Origin of the sequence: Mycobacterium genavense ATCC 51234, assembly GCF_000526915.1 — a bacterium.
Classification (GTDB): Bacteria; Actinomycetota; Actinomycetes; order Mycobacteriales; family Mycobacteriaceae; genus Mycobacterium; species Mycobacterium genavense.
In genome coordinates, this window is the sequence record NZ_JAGZ01000004.1 from 287,405 (window position 1) to 309,685 (window position 22,281).

Here is a 22,281-nt window from a genome sequence, read left to right on the forward strand (position 1 = left end):
AATTAGGTGTAGGAGCGGGCCAGGTCGTCGAGTGTGAATCCTCTGTTGAGTCCGCTGGGGTTGGGCAGCACCCATGCCGTGGTGCCGGCAAACCCGGGCGGGTAGGGACCCCAGCCGATCTTCGGTGCGCCGGTCATCGCCGCCAGGGCCCGCTTGCCGAAAAAACCGATCGCTCGCGGCGCGTAGCGACGCATCTTGGCCTCGAACTCGGGCCGGGCGCTGCGGAACTCTGCGGTCGAGACGTCGCTGGCCCGGCGGGTCGGTCGGCTGACGACCGCGGTGATGCCGCAGCCGTAGTCGAGCAATCGGCGCTCCTCGTCCGGCCGCAGCCGGATGTCGGTGAATCCGGCCAGCTGCAAGACGGACCAAAACCGATTGCTGCGATTCGAGAAATTGTGTCCGTCGTTCGCAGCGGTCGTCGCCGGGTTCATGCCGCAGAAGACGATGTCGAGACCCGGGGCCAGGATGTCCGATTCATAATGCATCATGGAAATACTCCCATCGGCCAAGCACGCTAGAGTCTGCGGGCATGACGAACGCGCGGCCCGCGCCGCTGTCGCGATGTTGCTGGCACTAATCGGATGTGGCTGCGGCCATCCCATATAGAGCCCGCTGTCGCCGTTGTCTGAGGCGCCCCCCAACGAAGTGTCGGGCCTAAACCATCCCGTCCGGGCGCATCGATGCTGCCATCGCGAAGGTCGACGGCCTGGTCAAAGACCTGATGCGCGACACCGGAGTCCCGGGCGTGTCCGTAGCCATTGTGCGCGGCGGAAAGACTGTGTACGCCAAGGGTTTCGGTGTGAAGGACGCGACCAAGGGTGACAGCCCGGGTAACAAGGTCGACGCGGACACCGTCTTTCAGTTGGCATCGGTGTCGAAATCGGTCGGCGCGACCGTGGTGGCACACCAAGTGTCCACCAACGCCGTCAGCTAGAACACGCCGGTGGTGTCCAAGCTGCCGTGGTTTGCATTGTCGGATCCCTACGTCACCGGCCACGTGACCGTCGCCGACCTGTACTCGCACCGCTCCGGGCTGCCCGACCACGCCGGCGACAAGCTGGAGGATCTCGGGTACGACCGTCGGCAGGTATTGCAGCGGCTTAAGTATTTGCCGTTGGCGCCTTTTCGAAGCAGCTACGCCTACACCAACTTTGGTTTGACGGCAGCCGCCGCGGCGGTGGCGGCCGCCGCGGGAAAATCGTGGGAGGACTTGTCCGACGAGGTGCTCTACCGCCCGCTGGGTATGGCGTCGACGAGCTCGAAATACGCCGACTACCTGGCCAGGCCCAACCGGGCGGTGCTGCACGTCGAAGTCGGCGACAAGTGGGAGCCACGCTTTCAGCGCGACCCCGATGCGCAGGCGCCCGCCGGCGGTGTGAGTTCGTCGATCAACGACATGGCGCGGTGGCTGACGATGGTGATGGCCAACGGAACCTACGACGGTAAGCAGATCACCTCGCCGGAAGCGCTGCTGCCCGCGATCACGCCACAGGTCGTTTCGATGCCTGCGTCGTCGCCGAAAGCCCGGACCGGCAACTACGGTCACGGTTTCAACGCCTCGGTGACCTCGTCGGGGCGCACAGAGTACAGCCACTCCAGGGCCTTCGCGTCGGGCGCGGCGACCAACTTCGTGGTGATGCCATCCCAGGACGTCGGCATTATTGCGCTGACCAACGGTGCGCCGTACGGCATTCCGGAGGCGCTGACCGCGCAATTCATGGATCTGGTGCAGTACGGCGAAATTCGGGAGGATTGGCCGGCTCTGTACAACCATGCGGTAGGTTGGATGAACAACGCGGGGGGTGCGCTGGTCGGCAAGCAGCCGCCTGCCAACGCCGCGCCGGCCCGGCCGCTCACCGACTACCTGGGTGTCTACGCCAGCGACTACTGGGGTCCGGCCGTCGTTACCGAAGATAACGGGCGACTTCAGTTGGCGCTGGGGCCCAAGAATCAGACGTTCGGCCTCACGCACTGGGACGGCGATACCTTCACGTTCTCGATCACCGACGAAAATGCGCCGCCCGGAACGATTTCCAAGGCCGTGTTCGCCGGTAACACGCTGAACCTGGAGTACTTCGACACCGACAAGCTCGGAACGTTCACCCGATGAATCACGGGCTAACCGACGCCGAGGTGGCGCAGCGGGTAGCCGAGGGTAACAGCAACGCGGTTGCCGCCCGGGCGGGCCGCAGTATCGCGGACATTGTGCGCGCCAACGTTTTCATTCGGATCAATGCGATCCTGGGCGTGCTGCTGGCTGTCGTGCTCGCGACCGGCTCGCTCATCAACGGGCTGTTCGGCCTGCAGATCATCGCCAACAGCGTCATCGGGATGATTCAGGGGATCCGCGCCAAACAGACGCTGGACGCCCTCGCGATCATCGGCCAGGCAAAACCATTGGTGCGCAGGAAATCCGGTACCACAACGCTGCCGCCCAGCGAGGTGGTGCTCGACGACGTCATCGAGCTCGGACCCGGCGATCAGATCGTCGTCGACGGCGAGGTCCTCGAGGAGCAGGATCTGGAGGTCGACGAATCGCTGCTGACCGGTGAGGAGGACCCGATCGACAAGCACACCGGCGACACGGTGATGTCGGGGAGTTTCGTCGTCGCCGGTACCGGCGCCTACTGTGCCACCAAGGTCGGACCGGCGGCCTATGCCGCCAAACTCGCCGAGGAGGCCAGCAAGTTCACCTTGGTGAAATCCGAACTGCGCAACGGCATCAACCGGATCTTGCAGTTCATCACCTACCTGCGGGTGCCGGCGGGCCTGTTGACGATCTACACGCAGCTGTTCACCACCGTCCATGCGGATTGGCGCCACGCCGTGCTGCGGACCGTCGGTGCGCTGGTGCCGATGGTGCCCGAGGGGCTGGTGCTGATGACGTCGATCGCGTTCGCGGTCGGCGTCATCAGGCTCGGGCAGCGTTCCTGCCTGGTACAGGAATTGCTTGCGAGCGAGGGGCTGGCCCGCGTCGACGTGGTGTGCGCCGACAAGACGGGCACCCTGACCGAAAGCGGCATGCGGGTTTCCGATGTCGTCGAACTGTCCGGTCCACGGGCCATACCCGAGGCGCTGGCCGCGCTGACCGCGGCCGACCCTCGTCCCAACGCCAGCATTCGGGCGATCGCCGACGCGTTCGACCGGCCGCCCGGCTGGATCGTCACGGCCACAGCGCCTTTCAAGTCGGCCACCAAATGGAGCGGCGTGTCCTACCAGGACCATGGCAACTGGGTGATCGGTGCGCCGGACGTGCTGCTCGACCCCGCTTCGCCCGTCGCGGCGCAGGCCGAACGCATCGGTGCCCGGGGTTTGCGGGTGCTACTACTCGGCGCCGCCGACGTCGCCGTGGATCATCCGAACGCCCCGGGGCAGGTCGAGCCGGTCGCACTGGTGGTGCTGGAGCAGAAGGTACGGCCGGACGCCCGAAAGACAGTGGAATACTTTGCCGCCCAAAGTGTTTCGGTGAAGGTGATTTCCGGGGACAACCCGGTGTCGGTGGGCGCCGTGGCGGCCAAGCTCGGCTTGCACGGCGAGGCGATGGACGCCCGCCGACTGCCCACGGGACCCGGCGAATTGGCCGACACTGGACAGCTACACCACCTTCGGCCGGGTGCGGCCCGCGCAGAAGCGAGCCATCGTGCACGCGCTACAAGCGCACGGGCACACCGTGGCGATGACCGGCGACGGTGTCAACGACGTGCTCGCGTTCAAGGATGCCGACATCGGCGTGGCGATGGGCGCCGGTAGCCCCGCGTCGCGGGCGGTGGCCCAGATTGTGTTGCTGGATAACAAGTTCGCGACGCTGCCTTACGTCGTGGGCGAGGGCCGGCGGGTGATCGGCAACATCGAACGAGTCGCCAACCTGTTCCTCACGAAAACGGTGTACTCGGTACTGCTGGCGCTGTTCGTGGGTGTCGAATGTCTGTTGTCGAAACCGCTGGGGGCCGATCCGCTGCTTTACCCGTTTCAGCCGATCCACGTCACGATCGCCGCGTGGTTCACCATCGGCATCCCGTCATTCGTCCTGTCGCTGGCCCCCAACAACGAGCGTGCCCACCGCGGCTTCGTCCGGCGCGTGCTGACCTCGGCGCTGCCGTCCGGATTGGTGGTCGGCACCGCGACGTTCGTCTCGTACCTGGTGGCCTACCGGGGCCGTCATGCCAGCTTCGCCGAACAGGACCAGGCGTCGACCGCCGCGCTGATCACGCTGCTGATGACCGCGCTGTGGGTGCTGGCCGTGGTGGCGCGTCCCTACCAGTGGTGGCGGATCGCGATGGTCGCCGCCTGCGGCGTGGCATATGTCGCAATCTTCAGCATCCCGCTGGCGCGGGAGAAGTTTCTGCTCGACCCGTCCAATCTGGCCGTGACGTCCACCGCGCTGGGCCTCGGGGCGCTGGGCGCGGTGGTGATCGAGGCGACATGGTGGATCCGGGCCAGATTGCTGGGCATCGAGCCGCAGTGGTGGCGGGCCGACCAGGGCGCTGGGCAGCGCTGGCAGGCGGCCATTAGGGTTTACCAGCAAAGAAGGATCCCCGGCGGCCCCGGGGATGCGCGGGGAAGGGAAAGCAAATGGGACTCCTGGATAAGGCAAAGGACCTGTTGGCGCAGAACGCCGACAAGGTCGAGACCGCGATCGACAAGGCCGGCGAGTTCGTCGACGACAAGACCCAGGGCAAGTACGCCGACACCATCCACAAGGTGGCCGACGAGGCCAAGAAGGCCGCCGGGTCGCTGGCTCAGGACGACCAGAACTAGCGCATGGCGAAACTTTCCGGATCCATCGACGTACCCCTGTCACCGGAGCAGGCCTGGACGCACGCCTCCGACCTGTCCCGCTACCAGGACTGGCTGAGCATCCACCGGGTGTGGCGCAGCAAGCTGCCCGACGACCTGCAAAAAGGCACGGTCATCGAATCGATCGTCGAAGTCAAGGGCATGCTCAACCGCATCAAGTGGACGATCGTGCATTACAAGCCGCCGGAGGCCATGACGCTCAACGGTGACGGCGTCGGCGGCGTCAAGGTCAAGCTGATCGCGAAGGTCAAGCCGAAGGACGACGGATCGGTGGTCAGCTTCGACGTGCACCTCGGTGGCCCCGCGCTGTTCGGGCCGATCGGCATGATCGTGGCCGCCGCACTGCGCAGCGACATCAACGAATCCCTGGAAAGATTCGTCACCGTGTTCACCGCTCCCGACCCGGGCCGCAACGGCCATGGTGGCGCCGGTCGCTGACCGAACTGCCGGTTCGGCTGCGCGCCTGGGACGGCCGCGGGGCGGGACCCCCGGACCGCCGTGCCCATCCCGCGCGTGGCGCGCGGGCGGCCGATCCGGCGCCCTATTAAGGTCGCAGCCATGACCCGCCGCCTGCGCCCCGGATGGCTGGTGGCGTTGTCTGCCCTGGTCGTTTCGGCCAGCGCCTGGATGCCATGGCTGACGACGTCGGTCGAGGGCGGCGGCTGGGCGAGCGCGATCGGCGGCAAACACGGCAGCCTGCAGCTTCCGCCGGGATTCGGCGCGGGCCAGCTCATCGTGCTGCTGTCCTCGGCATTGCTGGTGGCCGGCGCGATGGTGGCCCGCGGCCTGTCGGTGCGGATCGCTTCGATTGCCGCGCTGGTGATTTCGCTGCTCATCATGGCATTGGTGGTGTGGTACTACCACCTCAACGTCAACCCGCCGGTGTCCGCGGAATACGGGCTCTATGTCGGCGGCGTTGCCGCCGTCGGCGCCCTCGTGTGTTCGATAGCGTCGCTGGCCGCTGCCGTCCTCGGCGGCCGCTCCCGCCGGTGAACCCTCAGCCCGACGGGAACTCGTGCTTACCCGAAATCGAGCTGTTGCCGGGCTCGTTGACTCCGAATACAAAGGGCGCGAACACAACCTCGCGGCCGTCGGGGTCGCGATAGGTGACCGCGCCCGTCGCCGCCCAGTATGGGTGCTGCTGCACCTCTTCGACTCCTGCTTGCCGCAGGCGCGCGATCGCGGCCCGCTGCGACGGCTCGTCCGGAAAGTACAGGCACAGCTGCTCGTGCTGGTCGACCGCGACGTCGCCGTCCGGGGCTTCAACGATCTAGATTCCAGCTGGGCAGACCGAAAATCGCGCCGTTGCTGCTATAGCTGGCCTCGAACGTCTCGAACAGCGGCAGACCCACCAGCCCACGGTAAAACCGCACCGTCTCTTCGAAGTTCGACGATCTGCGAGCGAAGCGGATGGCGCCTATCGAGGCCATCCGCATGGGCCAGTGTGTGGTCCGGCGGGACTTTTCGGAGCTCTCGGAGTTCATGGCCACCCTATGATGACGGAGTACCGGTGTGGGACGTTCAAAGGCTCACGGCGGCGGCTGCCGACTCGGCCGTCTGCCAGCGGCGCAACTGGGCACCGGGTGCCCACGTCGAATGTGTGCCGCTCGAAATGCGTTCCGGTAGTGCAAGTTTGCACACCGGCTCGTCGCCGACGCGGGCAGCGTCGAACACCACGCAGTAGGAGGCGTCGGTGTTCATGTCGGTGGTCAGCGTGACCAGGTAGCCGTCGTCCTCACCGGCGGCGCCCATCCGCGGCGCCATCGCGGTCTCGCTGCCGTAGACGCCGTCGCCGAACTAGATGCGCTCCTGGCCCCCGGTCAGCAGGTCGTGTTTGACTAGCCCGTCGAACAGGAACCAGCCCGGCTTGCCGGTGGCCGCATACGTGTGGCGGTAGCTGCCGCCCGCATGCTCAGGGTTGATCGTTCCGAACTCGGTGATCGAGTCCGACAGCCGCTGCTCCCGCACCGCGCCGGTGACCAGGTTGAACCTCCACCGGTGCAGCCGAGTCTGCAGGCGGTCCAGCGCGAGGAAGCGAAACAGGTCGTCCCACTTCGTTCCTCCGGTATCGAGTGGCTGGGGATTGCTTTCGAAGAAACCATCCAGCACGATCTCGTCGCCCTCCTCGTAGGCGTTGGTGAAGTGCAGTACGAACGTCGGGTCCGCCTCGAACCACTTTATGTCGGCGGTCGATCCGCGGCGCGGGATCACCGCGAAGCGCGACGGAATGTCGGGGTAGAAGCGGGGCAGATGCACATCGTGTTCGAGCAGCCGCGGATCCCAGAACAACGGGAAATCGTTGAGGATGGCGTAGTTTTCGGTGAACGCCATGTCATGGGGCAACCGCGGGCCGGGCAGCGGAATGTCGACATGGTGGGCCAGCTCGTTGTCCTCGTCGACGACGCCGTAGCGCAGGTACGGATCCTGCTTGCTGTAGCTGAAGAACAGCAGCTCTCCGGTCCTGTTGTCCGCCTTCGGATGTGCGGACACGCCCCAGTCTCGGGGGATGCGCCCGTTCCAGGTTTCCTTGCCCAGGGTGTTGGCCGAATACGGGTCGATCCGGTACAGATCGCCGCACTGGTAGAAGCTGGTCAGCGCGATGCCGCGGTGCACGATGACGTCGGTGCTCGACGCGTCCTTCATGCGCGTGCGGGCGCCCCAGCCCTGCGCGCGCTGGGCCAATTGCACCGGTTCGGCCAGGCCCGGCCACAGCGGCGCGCCGGCGTCGTTCTCGGTCAGAAAGCCATCGGTGCGGATAAAGCGGTTGCGGTAGAAGGCTTTTCCGTCCCGGAAACCGACCACGTGCACCATGCAGTCGCCGTCGAACGGGTGGTAGGTCTTGAACGCTGGATGCAGCGGGTTCTCGGTGTTGCGCAGGTAGATGCCGTCGAGGTCGGCCGGGATTTCCCCTCCACCGCGACCAGGTCGTCGGCGTCCCACTCGGTGGTCTGGGGCCGCCACGGGCCGGTCCGGTACGGGTGGTCGTCGTCCTCGGGCAGGGTCGACAAAAACTTGTCGACGATTTCGACATCCATGTCATGCGCCCTCGGTGGTGCCGACGACGAAGCTGACCGTTGTGGCGGTGCTGCCGCCGAAGTTCAGCGTCCCGAAGGCCGTTGCGCCGTCGACCTGATAATCACCGGCGGCGCCGCTGACCTGTTTGGCCGCGTCCAGCAGCATTCGCACGCCCGAGGCCCCGACCGGGTGCCCACCGCCGATCAGCCCGCCGCTGGGGTTGATCGGAAGCCGGCCGCCGATTTCGATCTCCCCGTTCTCGATGGCCTTCCACGAATCGCCCGGACCGGTCAGCCCGATGTGGTCGATGGCGAGATACTCGCTCGGCGTGAAGCAATCGTGCACTTCGAACCCGTCGAGGTCGTCCAGGGACACCTGCGCGCGCCGTAGCGCGTCCAACACCGCCGATCGCACAAGGGCAGGACGTAAGGATCCCCGGCGGTTTGCGAGGCCGACCGGTCCAGCTTCTGCTGCAGACCCAGCCCGACCGTGCGGTGGCCCCACCCGTCGATGCGGCCGATCGGGCGCGCGTCGGGATGGTCGCGCAGGTAGGCGTCGTTGACCAGCACCAAACCCGCACCGCCGTCGGTCATTTGGCTGCAGTCGTAGCGGCGCAGCCGGCCCTCGGTGATCGGGTTGGTCGCGTCGTCGGCCGTGATCGGGTCGGGGACGGTCCACCCGCGGGTCTGGGCGTTGGGGTTGCGCCGGGCGTTGGCGAAGTTGAGCTGCGCGATGGCCCGCAGGTGGGAGTCGTCCAGGCCATAGCGCCGGTCGTACTCGTCGGCAACTTGGGAGAACATCGACGGCCACAGGTAGCGCGCGTCGGCGCCCAGATAAACCGCGGCGACGTCGCCGGGCACCGGCTTTTCCAGCTCGAGCCCGACCACGAGCGCGGTGTCGTAGGCGCCCGAGCGTAGATCGGCGATCGCCGACAGCGCCGCGACGCTGCCGGACGCGCACGCGGCCTCGTGCCGGGAAGCGGGGGTGTCCCACAGCCCGTCACACACCGTGGCGGGCATGGCGCCGAGGTGCCCCTGGCCGGCGAACAGCTCGCCGAAGGCATTCGCGACGTGGACCACGCCGATGTCGGCGGCGTCCATCTTCGCCGCCGCCAGGGTGCCGTCGACCACCTCGCCGGTCAACGCCGCGAAGTCGCGGTTCTCCTTCGTCAGGTTGCGGGCGAAATCGCTCTGGTACCCGCCGAGAATCCACACGTTTGCCGCGCCGTCCATATCAGCGCACGGTACTCCTGGATGACCCCGAAAATGGCGGACCCGTCGGCTCTCGGGCTGAACCGACGGGACCTAGATGGGCGCGTAGGCCCGCCGACGCGCCCACCCTTTTGGGGCATTACCATCCTCACCGCCCGGCAAACATCGCGAATTAACTAGTGTCAAGTTGCCTGAGATCGCTCTGACCTGTGTGAACGAGGATTCGTCCAGCTCAGCGAGGCATTGTGCCTAGACGGCGCCCCCGACAAGTTCGGTGGGTTCGGGGCCATCCGGAGTCCGCGTGGACCCCTCCCGCGCATTGTGATAATCGGCGAGATCAACATCGGCGAGGTCGATGCCCTTGGTCTCGCGGGCGGCCACGGCGGCCACCGCGCTCACCGCGGCGGCGGCGGCCAGGTACCAGGCGATGGGCACCGCCGACTTGTAGGTCTCGAGCAGTCGCACGGCGATGATCGGCGCGTGAGCCGGCCACGATCGAGGTGACCTGGTATCCGAGCGACACGCCCGAATACCGCATCCGGGTCGGAAACATCTCGGCCATCGCGGACGGCTGAACCGCGTACATCGCGCCGTGGAACACCAGGCCGATGACGACGGCGGACATGATGATCGCGTTGCGGACGCTGTTCATCATCGGGAATGCGAAGAACCCCCAGGTGGCGGTCGCGACAGCACCGGCGAAATAGACTGGGCGCCTGTCCAATCGGTCGCTGAGCCGGCCGAAAAAGGGAATGACCGCGAAATGCGCGGCATGCGCGATCAACAGCCACCACAAGATGGCTTTGGTGTTGGCGTGGAAATGCACCTTGAGATATGTGATCGAGAAGGTGACCACCAGGTAGTACATAATGTTTTCACCCACCCGCAGTCCCATGGCGGTGAAAATGCCGCGCGGATAACGCTTTATCACTTCCAGGACACCGGCCCGCGTCGACTTGGCGCGCTCCGCCTCTCGCCGCGCTTCGAGGAAGATCGGGGCGTCGGTGACCTTGGTGCGGATGTAGTAACCGATCAGGACGACGATGGCGGACAACCAGAAGGCCACCCGCCAGCCCCAGCTGAGGAATTCCGCGTCGGACAGGGTAGAGGTCAGGACCAGCAGTACCGCGGTGGCCAGCATGTTCCCGCCCGGTACGCCCGCCTGTGGCCAACTTGCCCAGAATCCGCGGCTGGCGTTGGGGCTGTGCTCGGCGACCAGCAGAACCGCCCCGCCCCACTCCCTGCCGACGGCGAAACCCTGGATGAATCGCAACGTCACCAGCACCGCCGGGGCCCAGTATCCGATCTGAGCGAACGTCGGCAGACACCCCATTCCAAAGGTGGAGGCGCCGACCAGCAGCAGGCTCAGCTGCAGCAGCTTCTTGCGTCCGTAACGGTCCCCGAGCTGGCCGAAGACGATGCCGCCCAACGGGCGCGCGGCGAAGCCGACCGCGTAGGTCACGAAGGCCGCGAGAATGGCGTCCAGGTTTGGGGAAGAAGACCTTCCCGAACACCAGGGTGGCCGCGGTGCCGTAAAGAAAGAACTCGTACCATTCGACGACGGTGCCGGCCATCGAGGCGGCGACCACACAATTAAGGTATCCGCGTCCGGGTCCGAATCGTTTCGGCTGCAACCTATTACCCGTGCTCACCGCTCGCCCTCCTTGGCGGATTGCCCACCCACTCGGCAGTCCGGACCCGTGTTCCTGCGAGTCACCGGATGATGGGTGTGCTGCGGATGGGAGCGTACCGGGTCCGGCCTGGCAACGCGGGTTGTCCCCGGCCCGTTGCGTCGCGCGCCCGAAGGATCGCGGGCACGGCGGTGGGTTTCGGCAGCCGGGGGCCGGATGGCGGCGGGCGCTCCGGGCCCGAGGACGGCAGCGGGCCCCCGGGATAACGCATGTAGCAAATCCGCCTGGGAAACGCTTGAAACCTGGGTTGCGACACGGTCACGGATGCATACCTATTAGCTACCGGCTGGTCACATATGCCCCGTGAATCACTATCGTCACATGAGCCAACTGCGTACGTCAATGTGACGTCTCGCTTCTGGAAGGGTGTGACTTTGTCGGGGATTCTTCGGACCATGTCGCTAGCGGTGGTGCCGGTGGCCGCAATCGCATACATCGTCGCGGCGGGCCCGGCGCCATCAGCAAACGCCACGCCGTGTGGGGCTCCCGAGGCCAACGTCGAACCTCCCGCCGCGCCGCCGGCCATGCCCGCACCTCAGCCGGTGGTCCAACCGCCGACCGGGCGACGGCCGTCGCACGCCAATGACCAGGCGCCGCTGCCCAAGTTGGGCCCGCTGATCTCTTCGTTCCTCAAGCCGGCTACCGGCGGGGGCCAGCGCTACTCGGCCCCGATGGTTCCGCAGGCCGGTGTGGTGCCGCCGCCGGCACCGAACCCGCCCGTGCCGGGGCTGCCGCAGTCCCCGAATGCGACGCCGCTGCGGCCCAATGCGGCTCCACCGGGCCAGCAGCCGGCGCCCCAGCCCGCACCGCCACCGCCCGCCCAGATCGCGGGTGCCCCGACCTCGCTGGTCGATTGGGTCACCGGACCGAACGGCCCGAACAAAACCCTGCAGCGTTTCGGCATTTCCGGGACGGACCTCGGAATCATTTGGGACAACGGCGATCCCGTCAACCGCCAAGCCTTGATGGCCTTCGGAGACACCTTCGGCTATTGCAAGGTCCGCGGCCAGCAATGGCGGTACAACGTGCTGTTTCGCAGTAACGACCGCGATCTGTCGCAGGGAATCCACTTCGCCGACGGCGTGCCCAACAACAACTACTCGGGCTCGCCGGTGTGGACCAACGGCCTGTCGAAGCAGGTCGTCAACACCATCCACAAGGCACGGCACGAAACCGGAATCATCCCGACGTCGGGCATCTCACTGGGCCGCACGCAGTACATGAGCTACATGTCGATCCGGCAATGGGGTCGCGACGGCGAATGGTCGACGAACTATTCGGCGATCGCGAGATCCAATGACAACGGCCAGAACTGGGGAATTTTCCCCAGCTCGATACGGACGGCCGCACCCGATACGGTGCCCGGCGCCGGGTTCACCCCGGGCAACGAGAACTTCCAAATGGGCGCGTTCATGAAGGGGCAGGACGGCTACATCTACAACTTCGGAACGCCGTCGGGACGTGGCGGTGCGGCCTACCTGTCGCGCGTCGTGCCGAGTCAGCTGCCCGATGTGAGCAAGTACCAATACTGGAACGGCGACAATGGCGGCCACTGGGTTCCGGCCAATCCTGGTGCGGCGACGCCGCTTTGGCCCGGGCCGGTCGGTGAGATGTCGGCCCAGTACAACAGCTACCTGAAGCAGTATCTGGTGCTGTACACCAATGGCGGCAGCAACGACGTCGTGGCGCGCACCGCACCGACGCCGCAGGGCCCGTGGAGCGCGGAGCAGCCGCTCATCTCGTCGTTCTCGATGCCCGGCGGCATCTACGCACCGATGATCCATCCCTGGTCGTCGGGCCGGGACCTGTACTTCAACCTGTCGCTGTGGTCGGCGTACGACGTGATGCTGATGCACACGGTGTTGCCGTAGTCGCACCGTCAGGACGGGGCGATGATGCGGTGCTCGTAGGCGAAGACGATCGCGGCGGCGCGGTCACGCAACCTGAGCTTGGTGAAGATGCGACCGATGTGCGTTTGCACCGTGAGGCCAGAGATGAAGAGCTCGTCGGCGATCTCAGCGTTGGTGTGCCCCTTGGCGATCAGGGTCAGTACATCGTGTTCCCGTGGCGTGAGCTCGTCGATCGAGACGGTGGGGACCGCGCGCGGTGCCGCGATGCTGCGATAGGTTGTCAGGACCCGCCCGGTGACGACGGGGTCGAGGTAGCTGTTGCCGCTGCCAACGGCCCGGACGGCGCGGATGAGTTCCTCGGCGGGCGACTCCTTGAGCACGAAACCCGCGGCGCCGGCGCGCAATACACCGGATAGCAGTTCGTCGTCGTTGAACGTGTTCAGCGCAAGCACCGGTGGCCCGCCGCTTTCGGTCAGACGCCGGGTCGCCTCGATCCCGTCCACGCGTTTCATGCGCAGGTCCATGACCACGACGTCGGGTCGATGTCGCGCCACGGCATCGGGAACCTCGTCGCCGTCCGAACATTCGCCGACCACGACGATGCCGTGCTTGGCGCGCAGAATCAGTGACAGGCCCGATCTGACCAGCTCCTGATCGTCGACGATCAGGGCATTCACCAGGGATTCGTCGTCGTTCACGAGGCTTGCACCCGGGCTGGCGGGTCGGATTCGTGGGCGGCCGACGGCACGCTGGCATACACCGACCACTCGTCTTTGTCTGGGCCGAAACTGATTGTGCCACCCAGTAATTCGATGCGTTGTGTCATTCCCTGCAACCCGCGCCCGGGCGTCACGATCCGCTCGCGGTGGGTGGCAGGCAGCTCGTTGACCACGCTGAGCGTCGCCGAGTTTCGCGAGACGGTGAGGGTGATCCGGACCGCCGCGTCGGGCGCGTGCTTGGCGACGTTGGCCAGTGACTCCTGGGCGATCCGGTACAACGCCAGTCCCGCGGCCGCGGAGACGTCGTCGAGAGATCCACTGGCCCCGAAGCTGACGTCGAGCCCCGCACGGCTGAAATCCTCGACCAGAGTGGGGATATCGGTGATCGCGGGTTCTGGAGTGAGTGCCGTGGTCTCGGCATCGAGTAAACCGACGGTGCGGCGAATATCGGCCATCGCCTGTCGCCCAAGGTGTTCGGCGCGCTGCAGGGCGCGAACAGAGTCCTCGTCGACGCCGTCGTGTTCGAGCGCGTGGCGCGCGCCGGTCCGGTGCAGCAAGGTGACGCTGAGCGAATGCGCGATCACGTCGTGAACTTCCCGGGCGATGCGCCGGCGTTCATCGGCGGCCGCGTGCCGGGCCAGCTGGTCCTGCATCTGGCCCTGCTTGGTGAGCAGGTCTTGCTGAGTGCGCATGAGATAGCCGACGAGCCAACCGATTGCGACGAAAGCCAGATACAGCGCCGGGGTGTTCAGTCGGCGCATGGCCGCCGCGTACGCCCAACAGGGCGGCCGCGGAAGCAGCGGCGAGCGCGCCGCCGCGCGCGGAGGTGATGGCGCTGACCATGCCGACGGTCAACGTCAGCATCAGCGGAGCGAAATCGCCGGTGATCGCGGTGGGACTGGCGAACAGCAGGATCGCGGTCCCCACCATGAACGCCGCCCACAGCGTCGGCCCCTCGTTCCTGTCGGCGATGCCGCTGAGATCGAAGGTGAAGAACACGATCTCGGGGCTGAACGCGATCACCATCGCGATCACCACGATCGGCCACTCGGCAGCGGGGCGTTGCAGTGCCGCGATGCTGCCCACCACGACCATCATCGCGTCGAAACCGGCCACGACGGTCATGCTGAAGCCATAGGGCAGCAACTGTTCTTTTCGTCGCGCCCAGGCTTGCACCCGGCGCTTCAGCGCGCGCGGCATGGCCTGATCGTAAAGGGCCCAAGCATCGTTGACATCACCCCGGGGCAGGTAACGATGTCCTACCCCGGTAGTACATCGCGACCGGTCAGAGTCTGTACATCTCGCGAGACATCGCCGCCTCCTCGATTAAGGCCTCGCGACGTGGGTGATGGTAGCGTTGCCGGGGTTCGTTGCGCGGCGCCCGGGTCCGGAATGCGCTGCGGACCGCCGCGGCGCTACCCGCGACCAGGTCGGCCAGCAGGCGGCCGATACTGTTGCGGGGCAAGGGAAATGATCTGACGCCCGCCTCTGCCGCGTTTGCGGGGAGGGCAACCACGGCGAACCAGCCGGTAACCAATGCACGTTCGACGGGGGCCGAACGCCGCCACACCGCGCCGATGTCAGCCATCGGATCGCTCTTCGTGTTGTGCCATGAATCGACGCTACGAATTTCGGCCATCGACGCGCATCGTGCTCGGGTTCGATCTTGATCTGCGACCGTGGTAGGAGCCGCGCCGCTCGTCGTATACGACTGCCGTATCACGGAATTCGAAAGTTCCAGCTCTAGCGAACGCAACGCTGTTGGACTAAATGTGTGAGGGGGGAAGGTGAATTTGAAGCCGCACCTGTATTGCAGGGCGGCCGCGTGAGGGGAGGCGAAATTCGGTGCCGACCAACACGCGCCCCGCGCGGATCGTCGCTACCCGAATTCAGCCGCCGACCCACTTCGGCAGGCTCGTCGCCCGCGACCGCCTCATCGATCTGCTGCGGGCCAACCGAAACAAGCGCCTGGCCCTGATCCACGCGCCGGCCAGATTCGACAAGACCACCCTGGCTTTGCAGTGGCAGCGCGAATTGCGTGCCGAAGGCGTTCCGACGGCATGGATCAGTCTCGACCGCGACGACAACGACGTCTTCTCGTTCCTCGGTAGCCTGATCGAGGCGGTCCGTCTTGTCGAGCCCACGGTGGGCGCCGAACTGGCCGATCTCCTCGAACAGCATTCGCGTGACGCGCAGCGCTACGTGCTGGCCGAGCTGGTCAACCACGTGGCCGCTTACCGCCGGCCCGTGGCGATCGTGCTCGACGATTGGCATTTCATCGAGAACGCCGACACGATCGCGGCACTGGAATTCCTGCTCGACGCCGGCCCGGACAATCTGCACCTGATCGTGACCAGCCGAACCCGTACCCCGGCGATCGGAAAACTCTAGGTGCGCGACCAGGTCAGCGAAATCGACGCGTCGCACTTGCGATTCGACCGAGACGAGTCCGCGGCGTTTTTGCTCGAGCTCAACGCGCTCGAGCTCGACAGCGAGGACGTGCTGCGGCTGTGGTCCAGCACCGACGGCTGGATCGCCGCACTGCAACTGGCGACACTGTCGCTGCGCAACACCAAGGATGCGTCGGCGCTGATCAGCGGCTTCTCGGGCCGTCATCACTCGATCGGGGACTATCTCGCCGAAAACGTGTTCGACGGTCTGCCCGCTGAGCTGCTCGACTTTCTGCTGGCCACCTCCATCTGCGATCGCCTGTGCGGTGGGCTCGCCGCAGCCGTCAGCGGCCAGCCGCGCGGGCAGGCCGTCCTCGAAGAGCTGGAACGCCGCGACATGTTCCTGGTGCCACTCGACGACAACCGCGAATGGTTTCGCTACCACCACCTCTTCGGCGGATACCTGCGCCAACGCCTGGCACGCGACCGGGCGGATCGGATCGTCGACCTGCATCGGACCGCTTCCGCGTGGTTTTCCGAGCAGGGACTGCTCAGCGAGGCGGTCACGCACGCGGTGGTCACCGGTGACGACGGCGAGGCCGTCGATCTGGTGGAACGGCACGCCATGTACCTCGTCGAGCACAGCCGCATGGCCAGTCTGCTCGGACTGGTGAGCAAACTGCCGAAAGACCTGGTGCCCGGCCGGCCGGCACTGCAGATCGCGATCGCGTGGGCCAATTGTCTGCTGCAGCGGGCCGAGGATGCCCAGGTTGCACTGGATCACGTGCGCACCGCCCTGGACGGGTCACCCGATGCGGCGACCGCGGAGATCCTCGGCGAGGCCGACGTCGTGCAGGCGTGTACCGATGTGTACCGCGACCGCATCGACCGGGCCGCCGCGCTGGTCGCGCCGTGCCTCGTGGAAAAGCCGGCCTGCCGGCCGTTTTTGGTGGCCGTCTCGGCCAACATCTGCACGTTCGTCAACATCCACACCTTCGCCTACGACAAGGCGCTTTCACGCCAACAATGGGCCCACCCGTTCCAGGCGATGGCCGCCGGCCCCTTCGCCGGTGTGTACGGACGATGCTTCGCGGGGCTGGCGGCGTTCGCCCAGCTGGACCTGGGCACCGCCGAACAGCGCTATGCCGAGGCCCGCGATCTGGCGCAGAGCATGGCCGGCGAACATTCACATGCCGCGCGGTTGGCCGGCGCGCTGGTGGGCCGCCTTCACTACGATCGTGGCGAAATCGATGCCGCGGAAAAGCTTTTGGGCGAATGCCACGAACTCGGGGCGGAAAGTGGCGTACCCGACTTCATGATCGCCACCTACGACACGCTGGCGCGCGTCAGGATCCTACGCGGCGACATGGACGGCGCGTTCGCGCTGCTGAGCGAGGGAAGTCAAGCCGCACAACGGCTTTCGTTGCCGCGGTTATCTGCCGCTCTCGACTGTGCGCGCCTTGGCTTGCACCTGGCCGTGGGTGAGCTCGACCGTGCCCAGGATGTGCTCGTCCGTCAGGACAGCGCGGTCGCGTCGGGGCCGGACGGCATCGCCATGGCCGTGCGCCACTACCGGCTCAACATGCAGGCACAGGTGCTGAGCGCGCGCGGCGAGCACGAGGCCGCGACCGCACTGCTTGCCCGGGTCGCGCGGGAGTGCCGCGCCGTGGGAGCACGGTACGGCGAGATCGCCAGCACCATCGCACTTGCCCGGGCATTTGCCGTGGCCGGCGACACGCGTGCGGCAATCGAGACCCTCGTGCCCGCGTTGGTCGCGGGAGCACATTCCGGGCTGCTGCGGACGGTCGTCGATGCGGGGCCCGAGCTGATGAACGTCGTCGTCGGTCTGCGCGAAGCCAGCCGAACCGGTCGTCGGGAACGAGATCTTGCGGCGTTACCGGTCGACTACCTGTCGACGTTGCTGAGCACCGCGCACGCCGACGCGCAGCACGCGGCGATTCCGGTGATCGGCCGTGCCGGGCAGCGCAGCCCGTTGCCCGAGGAGGGGCTGACCGGCCGCGAAATGGATATCTTGTATCTGCTGGAACGCGGCCTTTCCAACAAGCAGATCGCCCGCGACCTCGGGGTCACCGTCAACACCGTCAAGTGGTATTTGAAGAGCATCTACGTCAAGCTCGGTGTCGCTCGCCGCGGCGAATCGATCGCGGAGGCGCGGCGACGTCGGCTCCTGCCATGAACCGATCAAGCGAGGCGGCCGAGCAAGCTTCGTGCCGCCGCGGTGACGCGGGCGCGGTCGAACGTGATCGACATCTCGTAACGCAGATCGTCGCCGTCCGTTCGGTATCCGGGCGACGTCCGCTCCCGCGCGATCAGTGCGGCGGCAGTGTCGGGACCGAGCACCAGGATGGTCGACTCGTGTCTTAGCGGGTCGTCCTCGTCAAGCCGCACCTGCCGGACTAGGGGTCCTAGGTCTTCGGGCAGATGGTGGCCGAAAACCGCTGAATGTCGGCCGTGTGCTTCATGGTGAAGAGAATCATCGGAGGGCTTTCCGCGGCGAGGGCTGTCCGGCCGATGTGTCGGGCGAGTTCAAGTACGGTCTGCTTGCGGACGATCCGTGTTGTCGGAATCGTCGCTGCCAGAACAACATTCACCGGCTCGACTTTCCTCGGTGGCTTTGCTCTCGCCGGCCGCGAGAAGGCCCGCGGCGTGGTCGAGAGGTCTCCGGGGCGCCCAAAGCGGATGCCCTGACCGAGCGTGGCACCGTAGGCCAATGCCTGTTCCAGATGGTCGTCGGTTTCGATACCCTCCGCGCAAATCACCGCACCGGTCCGTTCGTGGTGCGCGGTGATGGCCGCGACGGTGCGGGCCTGCATCCGATCCGGCTGGTGCTGTATCAAGCCCATGTCGAGTTTCAGGATTTCCGGCGCCAGCACATCGAGCAACACCAGCGAATCGGGGTGCGAGCCGATGTCGTCGAGCGCGATCGCAAATCCCGACGAACCCAGTGCCGCGACCTTGCGCAGAAGTGCGCGCGGATTGGTCAACAATCCGCGCTCGGTGACTTCGAACGTGAGCCGGAAGCGCGAGGCGGCGCGCATAACGTCGTCGTCCTGATTCGGATCGACGTGCGTTGTCGCGGGTTCGCAATTGATCAGCAGCAACATCCCGGGCGTGGAACAGCCCCGCAGCGCCCCGCGGGCCGCGGCACGAATGCATGCGCGGTCCAGCGTATTCAACCGGCCGGTTTCCTCGGCGCGGGCGAAAACGTCGATCGGCGACGGGTCGCCCAGTTCCGGCCAGCGCGCCAACGCTTCATAGCCGACTACCGTTTCACTCGGTAGCGCCACCACCTGCTGGAATTTCGAGACCAGCCCGGTGCCCGTGACCGCCTCGTCGAGTGCGTCGGTCATGGTCGGCCCAGGGGTTATCACGGGGCTAGCTGCGCGGATATCCAGCGGTCATGAATTCACGCTAACGCCGAACATTGCTTTTTATTGGGCCGCCGCCCCTTTTCGCCCCGCCGACTACCCTAACGGGTGGCAGCTTGTTGGACCTCCGTAGAATAGTGCCGGTATTGTCCCGGCCCGCGGGCCCCGAATGGGCATATCTCGATGGTGAAGCAATCGGATCATTACGACCTTCTCAGCGCCTATTTGAAGAACCGCAGTCTGCAAATCGTCTGGCAACGATCGAATTTCCTTGCGATCGTCGCGCAGTCGGCGCTGCCGACCATCATGTTGTGGAGTCCGACGGGGCCCACCTAGCCGGCCCTGCGGGCGATTTCGGTCGCGATATCGGTATTGGGGCTTGTCGGTGCGACGCTGTGGTTGATTCGTTGGCCCACCCGCCGGGAGTCGATCCTCTTTGCGCTGTCGGCGATGACGGCCATAGCCGTCGCGTCCCTGTGTTTATCCAATCCCTATACCGGTCTGATGGGATGCACGGTTTTCGCGATTCTCGGGGGCTTCATCGCGTACTTCCACTCGGTTCGTCTGCTGACCAACTTTTTCGTGGCCGCGATCTGCGCGGCGATCCTGGTGCATCGATACATCGCGGCCACCGGCGACGTCGCCTTGATCAGTGCCGGGCTGATCACCGTTGCGGTGCTCAATCTCGGTGTGCCCTTTGGCATTCTGTCGCTGATGCACACGCTGCGAAACGACCTGCGCGGTACCGACCGCGATTCACTCAATCGGTGATCGTGATCCAAAACCCCGGGAACCAGCATGACTCTCGCTGGGCCCGTGGTGGCCGGAACCGAACTGCAACCGCTGCAGGTTCCTCCGATCTCGCGGCTCACGCTGGCGCTGTTTGCCGGCGTTTCCGGCGACCACAACCCGATGCACGTCGATCTCGACGCCGCCAAATTGGTGAGCCTGTCCGCCGTGTTCGCGCATGGCATGTTGTCCATGGCCTACCCGGGCCGATTGTTGACGAACTGAGTGCCCCAGCGGCAGATTCGCTCCTATCGCGTCCGGTTCGTCGCGATAACACCGGTACGCGGCGAACCGACGTGTACCGGTCGAGTGACGCGGGTTGACGACGTGGGCGGCCAACGGTTGGCGACCCTCGAACTGACCGTGCGGCTTCCCGACGGCACTACCACCCTCACCGGCGACGCCGTCGTCGCTATCTAGCTGAAAGGCACTGCTATACATGGGAACTGTAGACGGCAGAGTCGCGATCGTATCGGGATCGGGCCGTAGGATCGGCCGTCAGATTGCTGTCAAGCTGGCTTCCGAAGGCGCCAACGTCGTGGTGAACGACCTTGACGCCGAACCCGCCGCCGAGACGATCGCGGCCATCGAGGAGGTCGGCGGCAAGGCGGCCAGCTGCGTAGGGAGCATCACCGACGACGGCTTCGCAGAGCGATTCGTGCAGACCGCCGTCGACACCTTCGGTGGTGGACATCATCGTCAACAATGCGGGCTACACCTGGGATTCGGTGATCCAGAAGATGACCGACGAACAGTGGGACGCAATTTTAGACGTGCACCTCAAGGCACCGTTTCAGATCTTGCGGGCAGCACAGCCGGTCATCAGCGGATTCGTCAAGCGCGCCAAGTCCGCCGGTGAGTCAGTGCCATGTCGCATGGTGGTCAATATCTCGTCGTTGGCCGGGGTGGGCGGCAACGCCGGGCAGACCAATTACGCGTCGGCCAAGGCAGGCATCCTGGGTCTGACCAAAACCCTGGCCAAGGAGTGGGGCCGTTACAACGTCACGGTCAACGCCGTCGCATTCGGATTCATCAAGACCCGCCTCACCGAGTCCTCGGCAGCGGACAACAAGATCACGGTGCAAGGCAAGGAGATTCAAGTGGGCCTCAATCCCGGTCTGATTGCCGCGACCGAACAGCTGATCCCGCTGGGGCGGGCCGGCACCCCCGCCGAAGCGGCCGGTGCGGTCTACCTGCTATGTACACCAGAGTCGGACTACGTGACCGCGCAGACCCTGGTCTGCGGTGGCGGGCTGAACTTCTGAGGGAACCGTGAGCCAGGCGCACCGTTCGCCGTGGGTCGACGACGAAATCGTCGAACTTAAGCAGACGACCAAGTTTTTTTGAAAGCGAATCCCTGCCCAATCGGGAACGCTGGGAGCAACAGCAGTGCGTTGACCGTGAATTCTGGCTGGCTGCAGGCCGGTTGGGGCTGTTGTGCGCCTCGATTCCTGAGACGTACGGGGGCGGCGACACACTCGCCCATGATTTCGCCATCTTCGAGGCACAGTACCGCTGTGGCGACAGCGGATTCGGCAATCAAGTGCACAGCGGCCTGGTCGCCCACTATCTCCTCGCGTACGGAACCGAAGAACAGAAGTTGCGGTGGCTGCCGAAGATGGCGACCGGCGAATACGTCGGCGCGATCGCGATGTCGGAGCCTGGGGGCGGCTCCGACCTCAAGGCCCTTCGCACCACCGCCATCCGCGATGGCGACCACTACAGACTCAACGGGTCCAAGACGTTCATCTCCAATGGCGCCAGCGCGGACCTGATCGTCCTCGTGGTCAAGACCGATCCGGCCGCGGGCGCAAAAGGCGTATCCCTGCTTGTCTTGGAAACGAACGGCGCCACGGGCTTCCGGGTGGGCCGGGTGCTGAACAAGCTCGGGATGAAAGCCCAAGACACCGCCAAACTGTTCTTCGATGACGTGCGGGTGCCGGCGGATAACCTGCTGGGTGAGGAGGGCGCCGGCTATGGCTACGCGATGAAGCAGCTTGCGCACGAGCGGTTGATTGTGGCCCTCGTCGGCATCGCCACGCTGGAGCGTGCGGTCGAGGACACCATCGCCTACACCAAACAGCGCTGCGCCTACGGGAGGCCGCTGTTTTCCATGCAGAACACGCGCTTCGAACTCGCCGACTGCGTCACGATCGCGCGGGTGGCGCGTACCTTCGTCGACGACTGCGTCGTCAAGCACCTGCGCGGAGAACTCGATGCTGCGACGGCGTCGATGGCCAAGGCGTGGGTCACCGATATGCAGTGTCACGTCATCGATCGATGCTTGCAGCTGTTCGGTGGATATGGCTACATGCTCGAGTACCCGATCACGCGGATGCACGCCGATTCGCGTGCCCAAAAGATCTACGCCGGCACTAATGAAGTGATGAAAGAACTGGTCAAACGTTCGTTATGAACCGCGTTGGTGGG

The 22,281-nt window shown here is 65.6% G+C and carries 15 protein-coding genes and 9 pseudogenes; 13 read left to right on the forward strand and 11 right to left on the reverse strand.

Translation table 11 applies throughout. The features are described 5' to 3' along the window. Window positions 1-2: 2 nt before the first annotated feature. On the reverse strand, window positions 3-488 hold the full coding sequence (gene mug, locus T428_RS0111680; protein ID WP_025736629.1) for a G/U mismatch-specific DNA glycosylase: 486 nt from the start codon (window positions 486-488) through the stop codon (window positions 3-5). Between mug and T428_RS27420 the strand changes: the two are divergent. The 5 genes and pseudogenes from T428_RS27420 to T428_RS0111700 all read left to right on the forward strand — a co-directional run bounded on the left by T428_RS27420 (window position 487) and on the right by T428_RS0111700 (window position 5,790). After that, window positions 487-2,110, forward strand: a pseudogene (locus T428_RS27420) (serine hydrolase). The gene mug and the pseudogene T428_RS27420 sit on opposite strands and share 2 nt — an antisense overlap. Beyond that, a pseudogene (locus T428_RS27425) lies at window positions 2,107-4,471 on the forward strand (cation-translocating P-type ATPase); the annotation flags it as partial. The pseudogenes T428_RS27420 and T428_RS27425, both read left to right, overlap by 4 nt. A 101-nt stretch (window positions 4,472-4,572) precedes the next feature. Further along, window positions 4,573-4,758, forward strand: a complete 186-nt coding sequence (locus T428_RS27430; protein WP_036467894.1) for an antitoxin — start codon at window positions 4,573-4,575, stop codon at window positions 4,756-4,758. A gap of 3 nt (window positions 4,759-4,761) precedes the next feature. Next, entirely contained in the window at window positions 4,762-5,235 is a 474-nt protein-coding gene (locus T428_RS0111695; protein WP_025736630.1) for a type II toxin-antitoxin system Rv0910 family toxin, read from the forward strand. Between the two features lie 120 nt (window positions 5,236-5,355). Further along, the gene (locus T428_RS0111700; protein WP_025736631.1) at window positions 5,356-5,790 is read left to right on the forward strand and encodes a hypothetical protein; all 435 of its coding nucleotides are present in this window, start codon (window positions 5,356-5,358) and stop codon (window positions 5,788-5,790) included. Window positions 5,791-5,794: 4 nt separating this feature from the next. Here T428_RS0111700 and T428_RS27435 read toward each other — a convergent pair. From T428_RS27435 to T428_RS27450, 4 pseudogenes are all read right to left on the reverse strand, one after another. Beyond that, a pseudogene (locus T428_RS27435) lies at window positions 5,795-6,281 on the reverse strand (VOC family protein). Window positions 6,282-6,318: 37 nt separating this feature from the next. Then, window positions 6,319-7,832 (reverse strand): annotated as a pseudogene (locus T428_RS27440) (carotenoid oxygenase family protein). A gap of 1 nt (window position 7,833) precedes the next feature. Further along, window positions 7,834-9,044: pseudogene (locus tag T428_RS27445) on the reverse strand (acetyl-CoA acetyltransferase). Between the two features lie 228 nt (window positions 9,045-9,272). Continuing rightward, a pseudogene (locus T428_RS27450) lies at window positions 9,273-10,597 on the reverse strand (MFS transporter). A gap of 512 nt (window positions 10,598-11,109) precedes the next feature. Here T428_RS27450 and T428_RS0111730 point away from each other — a divergent pair. After that, entirely contained in the window at window positions 11,110-12,585 is a 1,476-nt protein-coding gene (locus T428_RS0111730; protein WP_245604863.1) for a glycoside hydrolase family 183 protein, read from the forward strand. Between the two features lie 8 nt (window positions 12,586-12,593). Here the strand turns inward: T428_RS0111730 and T428_RS0111735 are convergent, their stop codons facing one another. From T428_RS0111735 to T428_RS0111745, 4 genes are all read right to left on the reverse strand, one after another. Beyond that, a complete protein-coding gene (locus tag T428_RS0111735; protein WP_025736633.1) occupies window positions 12,594-13,262 on the reverse strand; it encodes a response regulator transcription factor in 669 nt (222 codons plus the stop codon). Next, window positions 13,259-13,975, reverse strand: coding sequence for a sensor histidine kinase (locus tag T428_RS34460; protein WP_245604864.1), 717 nt, complete (start codon window positions 13,973-13,975; stop codon window positions 13,259-13,261). Before T428_RS34460 ends, T428_RS0111735 begins: the two co-directional genes overlap by 4 nt. Beyond that, window positions 13,899-14,483: a hypothetical protein gene (locus tag T428_RS34465; protein ID WP_245604865.1), complete on the reverse strand. Its 585-nt coding sequence runs from the start codon at window positions 14,481-14,483 to the stop codon at window positions 13,899-13,901. Before T428_RS34465 ends, T428_RS34460 begins: the two co-directional genes overlap by 77 nt. Window positions 14,484-14,568: 85 nt before the next feature. Continuing rightward, window positions 14,569-14,922 carry a hypothetical protein gene (locus tag T428_RS0111745; protein ID WP_025736634.1) on the reverse strand — a complete coding sequence of 118 codons (354 nt, stop codon included), beginning with the start codon at window positions 14,920-14,922 and terminating at the stop codon, window positions 14,569-14,571. A gap of 206 nt (window positions 14,923-15,128) precedes the next feature. On the opposite strand from T428_RS0111745, the gene T428_RS33580 reads away from it, so the two are divergent. Both T428_RS33580 and T428_RS27460 read left to right on the forward strand, forming a co-directional pair. Continuing rightward, window positions 15,129-15,674, forward strand: a complete 546-nt coding sequence (locus T428_RS33580; protein ID WP_211243936.1) for a P-loop domain-containing protein — start codon at window positions 15,129-15,131, stop codon at window positions 15,672-15,674. Continuing rightward, a complete protein-coding gene (locus T428_RS27460; protein WP_211243937.1) occupies window positions 15,675-17,870 on the forward strand; it encodes a winged helix-turn-helix domain-containing protein in 2,196 nt (731 codons plus the stop codon). Between the two features lie 5 nt (window positions 17,871-17,875). On the opposite strand, the gene T428_RS34470 is transcribed toward T428_RS27460, so the two are convergent. Further along, entirely contained in the window at window positions 17,876-18,082 is a 207-nt protein-coding gene (locus T428_RS34470; RefSeq protein WP_245604866.1) for a hypothetical protein, read from the reverse strand. Window positions 18,083-18,099: 17 nt separating this feature from the next. Beyond that, window positions 18,100-19,044 (reverse strand): EAL domain-containing protein, encoded by a 945-nt coding sequence (locus T428_RS27465; protein ID WP_245604867.1) that lies wholly within the window; start codon window positions 19,042-19,044, stop codon window positions 18,100-18,102. Between the two features lie 201 nt (window positions 19,045-19,245). Between T428_RS27465 and T428_RS32765 the strand changes: the two genes are divergently transcribed. The 5 genes and pseudogenes from T428_RS32765 to T428_RS27485 all read left to right on the forward strand — a co-directional run bounded on the left by T428_RS32765 (window position 19,246) and on the right by T428_RS27485 (window position 22,267). After that, window positions 19,246-19,398, forward strand: a complete 153-nt coding sequence (locus tag T428_RS32765) for a hypothetical protein (protein WP_156942932.1) — start codon at window positions 19,246-19,248, stop codon at window positions 19,396-19,398. Between the two features lie 168 nt (window positions 19,399-19,566). After that, entirely contained in the window at window positions 19,567-19,833 is a 267-nt protein-coding gene (locus T428_RS31155) for a hypothetical protein (RefSeq protein ID WP_156942933.1), read from the forward strand. Between the two features lie 27 nt (window positions 19,834-19,860). Then, a pseudogene (locus T428_RS27475) lies at window positions 19,861-20,271 on the forward strand (MaoC/PaaZ C-terminal domain-containing protein). Between the two features lie 19 nt (window positions 20,272-20,290). Further along, window positions 20,291-21,116, forward strand: a pseudogene (locus tag T428_RS27480) (SDR family NAD(P)-dependent oxidoreductase). Between the two features lie 7 nt (window positions 21,117-21,123). Further along, window positions 21,124-22,267, forward strand: a pseudogene (locus T428_RS27485) (acyl-CoA dehydrogenase family protein). Window positions 22,268-22,281 lie beyond the last annotated feature (14 nt).